Raw genomic sequence first — 15,012 nt, forward strand, 5'->3', positions numbered from 1 at the left:
GCCGATGAATGGCCTGATGAAATACAGTGAGATAGACCACGAAGTGGGCGAAACCGCCCACTGTGGCTTAAGAAATTTCGCGCCTGAAAGGCGGCAAGGCATTCAGGATAGCCTTGCCATAGCGCTGGGTGACCAGACGCCGATCAAGCAAGGTGATGGTGCCCCGGTCCTCTTCGGTACGCAGCAAGCGACCGCAGGCCTGGACCAGCTTCAAGGAAGCATCCGGCACCGAGATCTCCATGAACGGATTACCGCCCCGCGCCTCGATCCACTCGGCCAAAGCCGCCTCGACCGGATCGTCCGGCACCGAGAACGGGATCTTGGCAATCACCACGTGTTCGCAATAGGCACCCGGCAAGTCCACCCCTTCGGCGAAGCTGGCCAGGCCGAACAGCACGCTGGAGTCGCCGCCGTCTACACGCGCCTTGTGTTTGTTCAGGGTCTCCTGCTTGGACAGGTTGCCCTGGATAAACACTTGCTTGCGCCAATCACGGTCGAGGCCGTCGAACACGTCCTGCATCTGTTTGCGTGACGAGAACAGCACCAGCGTTCCGCGCGAACCTTCGACCAGCTCCGGCAGGTCGCGGATGATCGCGGCGGTGTGGGCCGCTGCGTCCCGTGGGTCGGCCTTGAGGTCCGGCACCCGCAGCACGCCCGCATCGGCGTGATGGAACGGGCTCGGCACCACGGCGGTGACGGCTTTTTTCGGCAGGCCGGCGCGCATCCGGAAGCGGTCGAAGGTGCCTAGGGCGGTCAGCGTCGCGGAAGTCACCAGGCAACCGTAGGCCACGTTCCACAGGTTGCGGCGCAGCATTTCGGCGGCCAGGATCGGGCTGGCGTTGACCTCGATATCGAACAGCGCACCGCTTTCCGACAAGGTCAGCCAGCGCGCCATGGGCGGGTTGTCTTCCGGGTCTTCGACGGTGAAGGCGGTCCACAGCTCCCAGTTGCCCTGGGAACGGGACAGCAGGCTGCCGAACAACGGGTACCATTCTTCGGCCTGGTTGCTGGCAATGCCGATATTGACCTCGCCATCCATGCCTTCTTTAAGCAAGTCAGTGAGACGGGTGAACAGGTCGGTCAGGCGTGAAAAGCCTTTCTTCAGCTCGATGCCCATCTCTCGCATGTGCTCGGGGATCAGCCCACCGACGAAACGGTGACGTGGCCGCTCACGGCCCTCGACGTCTTCACCCGGTTTGAAGTCGGCGACCTGTTCGCAGGCACTGAACATGAATTGCTGCTGGGTCTTGATCTCGCGCGCCAGCTCCGGCACCTGTTCGATCAGCTTGCCCAGGTCGCCCGGAAGCGGGTGCTGGGCCAGCAGTTTGGTGAGGTTCTTCGCGGTGGTTTCGAGCCAGTCGGCGGTGGAGCGCAGGCGCGTGTAATGGGCGAAATGGCCGATGGCCTTGTCGGGCAGGTGGTGGCCTTCGTCAAACACATAGAGGGTGTCGCGCGGGTCCGGCAACACCGCACCGCCGCCCAGGGCCAGGTCGGCCAGCACCATGTCATGGTTGGTGACGATCACATCGACCTTGCCCATGCCTTCGCGAGCCTTGTAGAAGGCGCACTGGCCGAAGTTGGGGCAATGGCGGTTGGTACACTGGCTGTGGTCGGTGGTCAGGCGCGCCCAGTCGGAATCCTCCAGGGCGGTGGGCCAGCTGTCGCGGTCACCGTCCCATTTATTGCCGGCCAGTTTCTCGATCATGCTGGTAAACAGCTTCTGGCTGGCCTCATCGACTTCGATCTTGAAGCCTTCTTCTTCGAACAGCTGGGCGGTGGCGGTTTGCGCGTGACCTTCCTGCAACAGCACGTCGAGCTTGGACAGGCACATGTAGCGGCCACGGCCTTTGGCCAGGGCGAAGGTGAAGCTCAGGCCACTGTTGCGCATCAGGTCGGGCAGGTCCTTGTAGACGATCTGCTCCTGCAGGGCGACGGTGGCGGTGGCGATCACCAGGCGCTTGCCGGCGGCCTTGGCGGTCGGGATCGCGGCCAGGCTGTAGGCCACGGTCTTGCCGGTACCGGTGCCGGCCTCGACGGCCACGACCGCGGGCTCACCCTCGCGGCGGCCTTCGTCGTCGGTGTCGATATCCCCGAGGACCTTGGCCACTTCGGCGATCATCAGGCGTTGGCCGTAGCGCGGTTTCAAGCTCTTGGCTTCGAGAAAACGCGAATAGGCACCCTGGATCGTGGTTTTGAGTTCAGTGCTGATCATGGATAGTCGGGCGCAAAAAACGCTGGATAAATTTTCAGTGGTTCGGATCGGCGGCTATCATACCCCGCTAATGAATCCCGCGCAGAACGGAGTACCACAATGACCGCGTTTAGCCTCGCTTACACCCTGCATGTATTGGCCGCCCTGGTATGGGTCGGCGGTATGTTTTTCGCCTGGATGATCCTGCGCCCCGCCGCTGTGGCGGCACTTGAAGGCCCTGCCCGGCTCAAATTATGGGCAAATGTGTTTCAACGTTTTTTCGTATGGGTGTGGATCGCCGTGGCGGTTTTGCCGATCAGCGGCATTGGCCTGCTGCACTTGCGCTTCAACGGGTTTGAGACGGCACCGCGTTATGTGCAGGTGATGATGGGTTTGTATCTGGTGATGACGGCGCTGTTTATCCGCATCCAGGCGCTGAAGTTCCCGGAGTTGCGCAAGGCAGTGGCGGCTGAGGATTGGCCGGCGGGTGCGGCGGTGCTGGGGCAGATTCGCCGATTGGTGGGCATTAACCTGATTGTGGGGTTGGTGGTGGTGGCGATTGCTTCGGCTCGGCCGATGTTCTGAGGCAGGCTTTAGTCCGCTATCGGGGGCAAGCCCCCTCCCACAGTTGGAATGCAGTCCAATTGTGGGAGGGGGCTTGCCCCGATGGCGTCAGAGCAGGCAATTCAAAGCCGCTGGATGGTCACAGTCCCCGCAGGCCCGGCCGGCCCCGGCTGCCCTTCCAAGCCTGGACGGCCTTTCTCGCCGCCATCGGCGCGGTACACCAGGCAGCCTTTGGACTGGCCGCCCTTGCCCGGCTTGCCCGCCGTGCCGGCCAATCCACCAGGACCGCCATCGACCCAGACCTTTATATGGTCAGCCGGAAATTCCTGCGGCAACTCGACCCGCACCTGCGCGCCCGACGCGCCAGGCAAGCCATCACCGCCGTTATCCCCGTTGGCACCGCGACCGGCCGAGCCCCAGGTGCACCCTGGGTCTTCGCCGTTGGCGCCATCCAGCCCGGCATAACCCTGGGCGCCGGCACCGCCACGGGCGTCCACCGAGAGTTCTTCTGCCGCCAGGGAGTTGATACGCAAGGTCAGGTCACGCCCGGACTTGGCCGGTTTTTCGTGGGTGCCGGGAGCGCCGCGGGAGGTGATCTGGCTACCGTGGTCCAATTGCGCATGGCGCACCTGCAATTGCAGAGCGGTGTTGCCGGGCACAATGGCGATACGGGCGTCGCGGCCCAGGTGCAGCTCATCCACGGAGACCTGGCTGATGTTGGCGGGAATCAGCAAGGTGCCGTAGTCCGCCACCTCCAGGCGCTCCAATTGCAACACGCTGGTGCTGTTGGGCAGGCGCATCAACGAGTTGGGTTCAACACTGACGCTCTGGGCCAGGGCAACGGGGCTGACCAACAGGGCCAACAGAAAAACCTTACGCATCATGGAGCTCCCCTGATTTTTTTCAAAAAATATTTCTAGTTTTTCTTTGGACGCACAGTAACGACTTCCGCAGGCGCTTTGCCAGTGAAGGATCAAAAAAGTTGATAAAGGGGGAGGATTGGCAGCAATGCCCCTGTGTATCCCACAGGGGCAGGGCCGTCAGCGGTTGATCTGGATTTCCGTACGACGGTTCAAGGCACGGCCTTCAGCGGTTTTGTTGTCGGCTACCGGATGGCTCTCGCCTGCACCGGTCACCGATACAAAACTGCTGCGCGGCACGCCGGACTTGATCAGGTACTCGACCACCGAATGCGCGCGTTTTTCCGAGAGTTTCTGATTGTAGGCCTCTTTGCCGACGCTGTCGGTGTGGCCACTGACCCGCAACTGGGCGCCTGGGGCTTCCTGTTTCAGGCGGGTGGCGACGGTGTCGAGCTTGGCGGTATCCGCCGCCGTCAACTTCGCCGAGTCGAACTGGAAGTGCACGTCACGGATCACGATGGTTTCCTCCTTGACCACGACCACTTCCTCAACCACGACCGGTGGCGGTACGGGCGGGCAACCATTGGCATCCACCGGCACACCTTTTGGCGTGCCCGGGCACTTGTCGCGGCTGTCCGGCACGCCATCGCCATCTTCGTCACCGTCGCCATGCACCCAGCAATAGGCGCCGGCCATACCGCCGATCAACAACGCGCCATAGCCTGCATAGGCCGAGCTTTCAGTGGCACCGATCGCCGCACCGGTCACACCGCCAACGGCGGCGCAGGTGGGCCAGTCGGTTTTTTGCAAACCTGCGCAACCTGTCAATACTCCGGTTAGCAGAACCAAGGGTAGAGCTGTCCGCATGATGCTCATCTGATTTCTCCTGAGGGGATCGGCGGGGGCCGATGAGTGGAGTAAAGACGGCTCTTTTCATCTGCGCCACTACGCCGCGCCCCCGTATTCATTGAGGATCGTCGCCCTCGTAGGAGTTTTCGCCACCGCCCGCTCTAGGCCCGCACGCTCAGCCGCGCTAGTCTCTACGGTCCTGATGTGAGGATCTCTGATGACCGCCGGTATTTCTGACCGTACACCCCAGCAGGCCCTGGCCGCCTTGCTCGACCTGCACCAGCCCAAACGCCTGTTGCTGTTGGGCGCCAGCCAGTTCCCGGCGCTGGAGGCTTTTCAAGCAGCACACCCCGGCACCCAGGTTGCTGTTGCCCCACCCGGCCCCCTGCCGGCGGAGCTGGCCGCGCAGCGTTTTGACCTGGCGCTGGTGGTGGATTGCCTGGAGCACCTGTCAAAACCGCAAGGCCTGACCCTGCTGGGCGGTATCCGCAACCTCAACGCCAGCCGCATTGCGGTGCTGGTTGACCTGGGGGCCTGCGACTGGAAGGACACCGACTTCTTCTCCCTGGCCCTGCAGGCCGGCGAGCGTTTCCAGCGTGACGAACAGGTTCTGACGCTGTTTACCTATGATCTGCTTGACTATAAACAGGTACCGGACTGGCTCAATGCCCGCTTCTGGGCCAACCCGGAAAACTTCGGAAAGTATTGGTGGTAACCCGATGAGTACATCCATTTGCCCCTGCGGCAGTGGCAACCTGCTGGATGCCTGCTGCGGCCATTATCACGCCGGGCACCCCGCGCCCTGCGCGACCGCGTTGATGCGCTCGCGCTACAGCGCCTACGTACTGGGCTTGGTGGACTATCTGGTTGCCACCACGCTGCCCGCGCAACAGCCCGGCCTGGACCGTGCCGCCATCGCCGCGTGGAGCGCCCAGAGCACCTGGCTCGGCCTTGAAGTGGAAAGCTCCGAGGTATTCGGCGGCCAGCCGGAACACGCGTTCGTGACCTTCACCGCGCGCTGGCATGACAGCACCGGCGAACATAGTCACCGCGAGCAGTCTTCTTTCGTACAGAATGACGGGCGCTGGTACTTCATCGACCCGACCGTGGAAGTGAAGACCGGACGTAACGATGCCTGCCTGTGCGGCAGCGGGCAAAAATTCAAGAAGTGTTGTTCCAGCTATCTATAGCCACCACAGGACTCACGCCATGCTCCGGATCTACAGCTTGATGCTGGCGTTAACCCTTGGCCTGACCGGCTGCGCGTCGTGGTTCGAGGACGACGCGCCGCCGCCCCACATCTCCCTGGTGAAGGTCGAAGTGGTGCGAGCCAAGCTGCTGGAGCAGAAATTCAAGCTGTACTTTCGCGTGGACAATCGCGACGACGCCGACCTGACCGTGCGTGGCCTGATCTACAAAGTGACGCTGGATGACTTTGTGCTGACCGAAGGCGAGTCCAACCAATGGCTTACCGTGCCGCCGCGCGGCCATGCCTTTTTCAAGGTGTCGGTGCGCACCAACCTCTGGCCGCAGATCCGCGATGTGGTGCAGATGCTGAAAAAACCCGACCGCCCCGTGCCCTATCGCCTCGAAGGCGAGCTGAAAACCGGATTATTCATCGGTTATGACGTGCAGGTGAATCACAATGGCGAGATAATCCCCGGCGATTTTATTCCGGAGCGACATCGATGACTCAGCAACCCCATGTCCATGGTCCTGACTGCAACCATGATCACGATCACCATGATCACGACCACGGCCATGTCCACGGCCCGAACTGCGGCCACGCTCACCAGGAGCCGGTGCGCAATGCCCTGAAGGACGTGGGCCGCAACGATCCTTGCCCGTGCGGCAGCGAGAAGAAATTCAAGAAGTGCCACGGGGCGTAAAGCCACGCTGAAGATTTAAATGTGGGAGGGGGCTTGCCCCCGATAGCGGTATACCAGTCTCCTATTCAGTGCCTGACAGCCAGCAATCGGGGGCAAGCCCCCTTCCACATTCAGTTGCGTTCCACATTCAGGATTTGCGTTGAAACACCAGTTCCACCTCAAGCCCTCCGCCGTCCCGGTTGCGCAACGCCAAACGCCCGTCATGCGCCTTGGCGATGGTGTGGGCAATGCTCAATCCCAGGCCATACCCGCCGGTCTCGGCATTGCGTGAACCTTCCACGCGATAGAACGGCTCCATCACCTGCTCCAACTGTTCCCGGGGAATCCCGGGGCCACGGTCATTGATGACGATCTTCAAGCTGTCCGCCTGGTCCTCGACCCGCACCACCACATCACGGCCATAACGCACAGCGTTCTCCAGCAGGTTCTGCACGCAACGTTTAAGGCTGCGGGCATACCCCGGCAATGGCTGCTTCGCCCGGCCTTCGATCACCACCTGCTCGCCAACGTCCTGCAAGTCCGCCTGCAGGCTTTGCAGCAAGGCGTTGATATCGATGTTCTGCCGCGTCTCGTTGATTTCGCCGCTGCTGACAAAATCCAGCGTGCTGGACACCATGTGCTCCATTTCTTCCAGATCGCTGCGAAAACGCTCCTTGGTGCGATTGTCCTCAAGCATCTCGGTGCGCAGGCGCAGTCGTGTGATCGGTGAACGCAAATCGTGGGAAATCGCCGCAAGGAAACGCGTGCGCTCGGCGATGTTGGCGATCAGCCGCTGTTGCATCGCATTAAATGCCTGGGCGGCGCGGCGAACTTCAGTGGGACCGTCCACCGACAGCGGCGGGCGCTGGATATCCCGGCCCAACGCCTCGGCGGCCTTGGTCAGGGTGTTGAGCGGGCGAATCGCCAGGCGTACCGCGACCAGCGCGATCACCACCAACACCAGCACCCGCAGCAGGTAGATGCGCATCACGTAATCGAACAGCAGGTCCAGCGGCGAGGTACTGGTCCAGCCCTGCTCTTCACTGGCATCCACCTGCAACCAGCGCCCGTCGGGCAGGCGCAGGTCGATCAAAAATTGTCCCACCACCGGTTGGGAACCGAGCAAGGTCGACAGGCCGGCGGTCTGCCCGTCGCCATCGATCAGAGACAGGCGCAACAGGATCAGGGTTTGGGCGTAACCGGTTTTTTCCGACAGCACCTTCTTGATCAATCGCTCGGTGGGCCGGTCACTGTCATGCAGGGTGCTCGGGGTGTTGCTGGCCTGGTCGCTGAGGCTCAGGCGGAAGTTTGGCGTGTCGAGCAGCTTGATCAGCACATCCGCTTGCTGTGGATCGCTGTGCACCAGGCGCACCACGTCCGCCAGGCGCGTGGCGATCAACCGCGCCGGGATTTCCAGCACCTGCCCATGGCGTCGGTCGTACCAGATGCTGCTGGTCAGGGCCTGCGCGGCGAGCATGCCGCTGACGAGAATCAGCACCAGCCGGCCGAACAGCGAACGCGGCAGCAGTCTCACGACTCCAACACCACGTCATCGGCGGTGAGCATGTAGCCCTCGTTGCGCACGGTCTTGATCAACCCTGCCGGCAATTGCGAGCGCAGGCGGCTGACGCACACATCGATGGAGCGGTCGAACGGCGTGCTGTCCTTGTCGAACACATGGTTGAGCAGAAAGTCGCGGTTCAACGGGCGATTGGGGTGCTGCAACAGCAGGCGCAACACGCGGTAATCCGAGTTGCCCAGGCTGACCACCACGCCCTGCGGCGACAGCAATTGCCGCGCCCGCGTGTCGAGTTGCCAGCCTGCGAAACGAATGCTCGGCGCTTCATCCAGGCGGGCGCGGTCGGGAAAGCTCTGTACCCGGCGCAGCACCACTTTTATCCGCACCAGCAACTCACGTGGGTCGAAGGGTTTGGGCAAGTAATCGTCGGCGCCGATTTCCAGGCCGACGATACGATCGATCAACGAGCCCTTGGCGGTGAGCATCACCACCGGCGTGTTGGAGTTAACCCGCAGTTCGCGGCAAAGGCTCAGGCCGTCTTCGCCGGGCAGCATCAGGTCGAGCACGATCAAGTCGATCACATTCAGCGCCAGGCGGCGGCGCATTTCCTTGCCGTCGGCGGCGGTGGACACCTGGAAGCCGGCGTCGCTCAGGTAGTCGCAGAGCAGTTGGCGGATTTGCGGGTCGTCGTCAACGATCAGCAGGTGGTCTTGCTTGGCCATGGGCAGTCAATCCGAAAAACGATGAAACGCAGCAAATAGCCGAAAATTCAGCCGGCAGCGCAGGCAAATGTAATGGAATGTTGTGGGAAACCCTAATCACGCATCAGCGATACAAACCTGGGGTATGGCAGGAGGAATCGCTCTTTAGACTACCGAACCTAAATGAGAGTAATTGTAATTTAGACTCGGACGCTACCATGTCATTGCCCCTATCATTGCCCACGCCTCACCGCCACACGCGGCACACCCTGGCACCGATGTTCGGTTTGCTGGCTGCCGGCAGCGTCGCACCGGTGGCCCTGGCTGACGCCCCAACCGCCACGTCCAGCGATTCGGTGTTGAGCCTGCCGGAAATCAAGATCGACGGCGAAGCCACTTCCACCTTCAAGGTGGACCGCGTCACCTCGGCCAAGATCAGCCAGCCGCTGCTGGACGCACCGCAAAGCGTGACCATCGTGCCGCAACAGGTGCTCAAGGAGCAGAACGCGCAGACCTTGCAGGAAGTGTTGCGCAATGTCCCGGGCATTACCTTTATGTCCGGCGAGGGCAACCTGGGCTGGGGCGATCTGTTTTCGATCCGCGGTTTTTCTTCCGAGCAGAGCCTGACCGTCGACGGTGTGCGCGATGCCGGCATGTCCACGCGCACCGACACCTTCAACCTGCAGCAGGCCGAAGTGTTCAAGGGCACCGGTTCCATCGAGTCCGGGGTCTCGGCCGTGGGCGGCAGCGTCAACCTGGTCAGCAAGGAAGCGCATCTGGGCGATGCCAACAAAGTCTCGGCCGGGATCGGCACCGACAGCTACCGCCGCCTCACTGCCGACCTGAATAAACAGCTGAACGACACCAGCGCCGTGCGCATCAACCTGATGAAGCACTACAACCAGGTGGCCGAACGCGACGATGTGGACTACGACCGCTGGGGCATTGCCACCTCGTTCGGCTTCGGCCTGGGCACCGACACGCGGTTGTTCATCGACACCTTCTACCAGAAAGACACCAACACCCCGGACGGCGGTGTGCCGATCCAGCGCGGCACCAACGGCGACCGCATGCCGGGCGTGAAACGCTCCAACTGGTACGGCGACTCCCACCTCTACACCCAAGAGAACAAAACCACCTCGCTCACGGCGCGCTTCGAGCATGACTTCGCCTGGAACGACGCCAACCTGCGCAACCAGACGCGCTGGGAACGCAGCGACAACTTCGCCGTGCTCTCGCCGGCGCGCTTCTTCGCCGCCAACGCCAGCGGCCAGAAGACCTGCACCGGCACCCGCTGTGCGACTTTGGGCTACACCGGCGTAGGCCCGATCAGCCAAGTGCCGGGCAGCACGGTGAATGCCTACACCGACTACGTAAACAACAGCAACACCGCCTACAGCATCCTGCGCGGCAGCGACTTTGGTTTGTCCAAGCGCTACACCATCCTGGACAACCAGACCGACTTCAATTTCAACCTCACCACCGGCAGCCTGCAGCACGCGGTGGTCAGCGGCCTGGAGTTCTATCACGAGACCTACGGCGGCCTGAAACGCAACGCCGAAGTGCCGGCCGGCAACATGCTGTTTGATATGCACGACCCCAGCCACAGCTTCGCCAGCACCTACGTGACCAAAGGCGAAGGCGACCCGCGCTCGGTGATCGACAACGCCGGTCTCTACCTGGGCGACACCCTCACCCTCAACGAGCAGTGGCAAGTACTCGGCTCGTTGCGCTACGACAACTGGCGCGCCGAAACCCGCCAGCGCGGCCAGGCGACGATCAGCAGTACCGACGGTGCCGTCAGCGGTCGGGTTGGCGCCGTGTTCAAACCGTTGCCCAATGGCAGCATCTATGTGTCCTACAGCGAGGCGGCGCAGCCCTCGGCGCTGGGCGCGTCCACCAACAACCAGATCTACGGCGCGGCCAGCACCCGTCGTTACAGCCCGGCCAAATCCAAGACCTATGAACTGGGCACCAAGTGGGACATCGCCCATGACATGCTCAACGTCACGGCGGCGATCTTCCGCACCGAACTGGACAACGCCTGGGAATACCAGGACGGCGAATCCGCCCCGGTACGCGCCCTGCCCGCCAAGCGCGTCGACGGCATCGAGCTGGGCCTGCAAGGTAATATCACCCCACGCTGGACCGCCTATAGCGGTTTCTCGGCCCTCAAGAGCACCCAGACCAAAGGCATCAACAAAGGCGCCGAAGCCAAGAACGTCCCGGACCTGACCGCCAACCTGTGGACCACCTACGCCGTCACCGACGCTCTGAGCCTCAGCTACGGCGAGCAATACGTGGGCCGGCGCCGCTACACCGACAACAAATACGTCGGGGGGTTGAACAACAACAGCAGCTACGCCGACGGCCCGTCCGGGGTCTACGCGATCTACACCCGCGACCACGAAAAAGCCCCCGGCTACTGGCTGAGCAACCTGGCCGCGCAATACAAGGTGAACAAGGACACCACGGTCAACCTCAACCTCAACAACGTGTTCAACACGTTCTATTACAGCCAGGTCGGCGCGTCCCTCGATGGCTTCCAGCTCTACGGCATTCCGGGCGCCGGGCGCACCCTCACTGCCAGCGTCGACTATGAGTTCTGAACCGTGCTGGTCGAGATCCCGGCACTGCTCAACGCCTGCGAAGTCGACACCTGCCTGGCCGCCTTGCCTCACAACCCCTTGCGGCGCTGGAGCGATACCTGATGCGCCGCCTTCACCTGGAGTTCCTGCCATGTTGAAACCCCGTAATGTCCTCAAGCTGTGCGTGCTGTTCGCCGCGCTGGTCCTCGGCCATGCCGAAACCGCTGCCGCCCATGAAGTCACCGATGTGCTGGGGCGCAAGGTCGACGTGGCGGACAACGTCAAACGCGTGGTCCTCGGTGAAGGCCGCTTGATTTCGGCGTTTGCCCTGCTGGACCGCGATGCGCCGTTCCAGCGCATCGTCGGTTGGCAGAACGATTTGAAGCTGCTGGACCAGCACACCTATAACGCCTACGTGGCGAAATTTCCCAGCGTGAAAGACATCCCGCTGATCGGCCAGGCGTCGGAACAAAGCGTCAGCGCCGAGGAAATCCTCTCGCTCAAACCCGACCTGGCGGTGTTCAGCATTTCCGGCCACGGCCCGACCGAACACAGCCCGGTCGCCGATGTGCTGGCCAAGGCGGGCATCCCGGTGCTGTTCGTCGACTTTCGCATCAACCCGGTGCAAGGCACCCACACCAGCATGAACGCGCTGGGCCAGGCGCTGGGGCGCGAAGCCCAGGCCAAGGCCTTCCTGGATTTCTATGACCAGCACCTCAAGGTCATCACCGACGCGGTCGCCACCTTGCCGGCCGGCCCGCGTCCGAGCGTGTTCCTCGAACTGCTGGCCGGCGCCTGGCAAGCCCCGGGGCACACCACGGGCAAGAGCGGCATGGGGGAAGTGATCAAGCTGGTGGGCGGGCGCAACATCGCCGCCGATGTGGTACCGGGGGCACTGGGGGATATCAGCGTGGAATACGCCTTGAAAGCGGACCCGGATATTTATGTCGCCACCGGTAACCACAAGCCGGGGCTGATCCTGGGTGCCGGCGTGAGCCATGACGAGGCGCGTGAAGCCTTTGACCGCGTATTGGCGCGCCCCGAGTTCGCCAACCTGCGTGCCATCCGCGCAGGCAATGCCCACGGCCTGTGGCATGACTTCTACAACTCGCCGTACAACCTGCTGGCGATTGAGTCGCTGGCCAAATGGGTGCATCCGCACTTGTTCGCCAAGCTGGACCCGCAGGCGACCATGGAACAGATCAACCAGCAATTCCTGGGGATGCCGTTGCAGGGTGCCTATTGGATCGACACCTCTAAATGACCACGCAAACCCTCGACCTCGCCTCAGCCACCCACGGCTATCGCCGCCTGCTGGCGCGGCGTGCCTGGCTATTGGCGCTACTGGGCATGGCGCTGGTGTGCGCCATGCTGGTGGACCTGGCCAGCGGCCCGTCCGGCATGGGCCTGCTGGCCTTGCTTGACGGGATTGCGCACCCGTCCCACCTCAGCGCCACCGACCAGGTGATCATCTGGAACGTGCGCCTGCCCTACGCGTTGATGGCGGTGCTGGTGGGCTGTGCGTTGTCGCTGGCCGGGGCGGAGATGCAGGCGATCTTGAACAACCCGCTGGCCAGCCCGTTTACCTTGGGCGTGTCGTCGGCGGCGGCGCTGGGGGCATCCCTGGTGATTGTGTTTCCGGTGACGACCTTGTGGGTGTCGGCCAACACGGCGATTTCCATTTCGGCGTTCATCTTCGCCGCCGCCTCGGTGTTTTTGCTGCAAGCCATGTCGCGCCTGCGGGGCGCCGGCGTAGAGAGCCTGGTGCTGTTCGGCATCGCCCTGGTATTCAGTTGCAACGCGGTGGTGGCTTTGTTGCAACTGGTGGCCACCGAGGACGTGCTGCAACAACTGGTGTTCTGGACCCTGGGCAGCGTGACCCGGGCCAACTGGGACAAGCTCGGTATCCTGGCCCTGGTGGTCGCGGTGGTGTTGCCGTTTTCCTTCGCCGCCGCACCGCGCCTGACCTTGCTGCGCATGGGCGAAGACCGCGCGCAAAGCTTCGGCGTGGACGTCAAGCGCCTGCGGTTTTTCTCGTTGCTGCGCATCAGCCTGTTGTCGGCTACCGCCGTGGCCTTCGTCGGCACCATCGGCTTTATCGGCCTGGTGGGTCCGCATATCGCGCGGATCCTGGTGGGTGAAGACCAGCGCTTCCTGCTGCCGGCCAGCGCCCTGACCGGCGCGCTGTTGCTGGCGCTGTCGTCGATTGCCAGCAAGCTGATCATGCCCGGTATGAGCGTGCCGGTGGGCATCGTCACGGCGTTGGTGGGCGTGCCGATTTTCGTGATGCTGGTGTTCAAGCGCGGGAGGCAGTTATGAGCGAAGGGTTAAGCGTACGCAACGCCAATGTGAGTTATGGCCGCCGGCAGATCGTGCATGACCTGAGCCTGCCGACCTTGCCCCACGGCAGCCTGACCGCCCTGATCGGCCCCAACGGCGCCGGCAAGTCCACTTTGCTGCGCGCCGTGGCCGGGCTGGAAAAGATGCACGGTGTCGTACGACTGGGTGACCTCGACCTGTCAGCCATGTCCGTGGCCGAGCGCGCCAGGCGTGTGACCTACATGCCGCAGAACCTGCCACCGGGCCTGAGCCTCAGCGTAATGGAGAGCGTGATTGCTGCGTTGCGCGTCACCTCTGTGGACGGCCTTCCATTGTCCAACGACGCCTGTCTGCGCGAAGCCTTCGAGGCATTGCAGCGCATTGGCATCGCGCACCTGGCCGATCAGTGGTTAAACACGCTGTCGGGCGGCCAACGCCAACTGGTCAGCCTCGCACAACTGATTGCACGGCGCCCCCAAGTGATGCTGCTGGACGAACCCACCAGCGCCCTCGACCTCAATTACCAATTGAAAGTCATGGAGTGCGTGCGTGGGCTGGTGCGCGAACACAACCTGATCGCCGTGGTGGTGTTGCACGACATCAACCTTGCCGCACGTTTTGCCGACCATATTGCCGTGCTGCGCCAAGGTCGCTTGTACGCCAGTGGCGCAGCAAACGAGGTGCTTAATCCGCTGTTGTTTGCCGAGGTGTATCGCGTGCGGGCGCGCATCGAGCGCTGTTCAGAGCAGTCGCTGCAGGTGTTGGTGGATGGCGCTTTTTGATTTGCTTCTAAGGGTATGCGCAAATGTTTCATTGAATTTTCGCACGCCCAACATTACCTATACCTACAGGCATCCGTTCAAGCATCACCACTTTTGGAGAGCTTCATGATCGACCTGTATTACTGGACCACCCCCAACGGCCACAAAATATCGTTGTTCCTGGAAGAAGCCGGCCTGCCCTACAAGGTGCACCCGATCAACATCGGCCAGGGTGAACAGTTCAAGCCTGACTTCCTGAAGATCGCTCCCAACAACCGCATCCCGGCCATCGTCGACCAGACCCCGACCGACGGCGGTGCACCGATTTCCCTGTTTGAGTCCGGCGCGATCCTGTTGTACCTCGCGGAAAAAACCGGCCAGTTCATTCCAAAAGACCTGCGCGGTCGCCAGGAAGTACTGCAATGGCTGTTCTGGCAAATGGGCGGCTTGGGCCCGATGGCGGGGCAGAATCATCACTTCAGCCAGTTCGCCCCGGAGAAAATCCCCTACGCGATCAAACGCTACGTGGATGAAACCGCACGCCTCTACGGGGTGCTCGACCGGCGCCTGGCGGACCGTGCGTTCGTCGCGGGCGAGGACTACAGCATTGCCGACATGGCGATCTACCCCTGGATTGTTTCCCACAAATGGCAAAGCCAGCGCCTGGAAGATTTCCCACACCTGCATCGCTGGTTCAACAGCATCAAGGAACGGCCGGCGACGGTCCGGGCGTATGAGCTGGTGCAGAAAGTCAACCCGCCCAAGTCTTGATACGCAATTGCTGAAAATAAG

General features: G+C 62.3%; 15 protein-coding genes. 10 read left to right on the top strand and 5 right to left on the bottom strand.

The window, feature by feature from the left end; all coding sequences use genetic code 11:
• Window positions 1–67: 67 nt before the first annotated feature.
• Window positions 68–2,212 (bottom strand): ATP-dependent DNA helicase DinG, encoded by a 2,145-nt coding sequence (gene dinG, locus BMX59_RS00585; RefSeq protein WP_071488837.1) that lies wholly within the window; start codon window positions 2,210–2,212, stop codon window positions 68–70.
• A gap of 99 nt (window positions 2,213–2,311) precedes the next feature.
• On the opposite strand from dinG, the gene BMX59_RS00590 reads away from it, so the two are divergent.
• Window positions 2,312–2,776 carry a CopD family protein gene (locus BMX59_RS00590; protein WP_071488836.1) on the top strand — a complete coding sequence of 155 codons (465 nt, stop codon included), beginning with the start codon at window positions 2,312–2,314 and terminating at the stop codon, window positions 2,774–2,776.
• A 101-nt stretch (window positions 2,777–2,877) separates the two neighbouring features.
• Here the strand turns inward: BMX59_RS00590 and BMX59_RS00595 are convergent, their stop codons facing one another.
• Both BMX59_RS00595 and BMX59_RS00600 read right to left on the bottom strand, forming a co-directional pair.
• Window positions 2,878–3,636: a hypothetical protein gene (locus BMX59_RS00595; protein WP_093120059.1), complete on the bottom strand. Its 759-nt coding sequence runs from the start codon at window positions 3,634–3,636 to the stop codon at window positions 2,878–2,880.
• Window positions 3,637–3,795: 159 nt separating this feature from the next.
• Complete coding sequence (locus tag BMX59_RS00600) at window positions 3,796–4,491, bottom strand: PA1041 family peptidoglycan-binding anchor lipoprotein (protein ID WP_093119291.1); 696 nt, start codon at window positions 4,489–4,491, stop codon at window positions 3,796–3,798.
• A gap of 190 nt (window positions 4,492–4,681) precedes the next feature.
• On the opposite strand from BMX59_RS00600, the gene BMX59_RS00605 reads away from it, so the two are divergent.
• From BMX59_RS00605 to BMX59_RS00620, 4 genes are read left to right on the top strand one after another with little or no spacing between them, the layout of a single operon-like run.
• The gene (locus tag BMX59_RS00605) at window positions 4,682–5,179 is read left to right on the top strand and encodes a DUF6231 family protein (protein WP_071488834.1); all 498 of its coding nucleotides are present in this window, start codon (window positions 4,682–4,684) and stop codon (window positions 5,177–5,179) included.
• Window positions 5,180–5,183: 4 nt separating this feature from the next.
• Window positions 5,184–5,654 carry a YchJ family protein gene (locus BMX59_RS00610; protein WP_058425250.1) on the top strand — a complete coding sequence of 157 codons (471 nt, stop codon included), beginning with the start codon at window positions 5,184–5,186 and terminating at the stop codon, window positions 5,652–5,654.
• Between the two features lie 19 nt (window positions 5,655–5,673).
• Window positions 5,674–6,156: an LEA/WHy family protein gene (locus BMX59_RS00615; protein WP_093119293.1), complete on the top strand. Its 483-nt coding sequence runs from the start codon at window positions 5,674–5,676 to the stop codon at window positions 6,154–6,156.
• Window positions 6,153–6,353: an SEC-C metal-binding domain-containing protein gene (locus tag BMX59_RS00620; protein ID WP_003189235.1), complete on the top strand. Its 201-nt coding sequence runs from the start codon at window positions 6,153–6,155 to the stop codon at window positions 6,351–6,353. Before BMX59_RS00615 ends, BMX59_RS00620 begins: the two co-directional genes overlap by 4 nt.
• A gap of 127 nt (window positions 6,354–6,480) precedes the next feature.
• Here the strand turns inward: BMX59_RS00620 and BMX59_RS00625 are convergent, their stop codons facing one another.
• A complete protein-coding gene (locus tag BMX59_RS00625) occupies window positions 6,481–7,866 on the bottom strand; it encodes an ATP-binding protein (RefSeq protein ID WP_093119295.1) in 1,386 nt (461 codons plus the stop codon).
• Window positions 7,863–8,573, bottom strand: coding sequence for a response regulator (locus BMX59_RS00630; RefSeq protein WP_058425253.1), 711 nt, complete (start codon window positions 8,571–8,573; stop codon window positions 7,863–7,865). Before BMX59_RS00630 ends, BMX59_RS00625 begins: the two co-directional genes overlap by 4 nt.
• Window positions 8,574–8,770: 197 nt before the next feature.
• Here BMX59_RS00630 and BMX59_RS00635 point away from each other — a divergent pair, with 197 nt between their 5' ends.
• The 5 genes from BMX59_RS00635 (at window position 8,771) to BMX59_RS00655 (ending at window position 14,991) form a co-directional block, all read left to right on the top strand.
• The gene (locus BMX59_RS00635) at window positions 8,771–11,161 is read left to right on the top strand and encodes a TonB-dependent receptor (RefSeq protein ID WP_093119298.1); all 2,391 of its coding nucleotides are present in this window, start codon (window positions 8,771–8,773) and stop codon (window positions 11,159–11,161) included.
• Window positions 11,162–11,291: 130 nt separating this feature from the next.
• On the top strand, window positions 11,292–12,404 hold the full coding sequence (locus BMX59_RS00640; RefSeq protein ID WP_071488830.1) for an ABC transporter substrate-binding protein: 1,113 nt from the start codon (window positions 11,292–11,294) through the stop codon (window positions 12,402–12,404).
• Window positions 12,401–13,459 (top strand): FecCD family ABC transporter permease, encoded by a 1,059-nt coding sequence (locus BMX59_RS00645; protein ID WP_092241205.1) that lies wholly within the window; start codon window positions 12,401–12,403, stop codon window positions 13,457–13,459. Before BMX59_RS00640 ends, BMX59_RS00645 begins: the two co-directional genes overlap by 4 nt.
• Window positions 13,456–14,241 (top strand): ABC transporter ATP-binding protein, encoded by a 786-nt coding sequence (locus tag BMX59_RS00650; RefSeq protein WP_093119300.1) that lies wholly within the window; start codon window positions 13,456–13,458, stop codon window positions 14,239–14,241. The genes BMX59_RS00645 and BMX59_RS00650 overlap by 4 nt, the downstream gene beginning before the upstream one ends.
• Window positions 14,242–14,346: 105 nt before the next feature.
• Window positions 14,347–14,991, top strand: a complete 645-nt coding sequence (locus BMX59_RS00655) for a glutathione binding-like protein (RefSeq protein WP_071488827.1) — start codon at window positions 14,347–14,349, stop codon at window positions 14,989–14,991.
• Window positions 14,992–15,012: the final 21 nt, after the last annotated feature.

It is taken from the genome of Pseudomonas sp. NFR09, from assembly GCF_900111535.1.
GTDB classification, from domain to species: Bacteria; Pseudomonadota; Gammaproteobacteria; order Pseudomonadales; family Pseudomonadaceae; genus Aquipseudomonas; species Aquipseudomonas extremorientalis.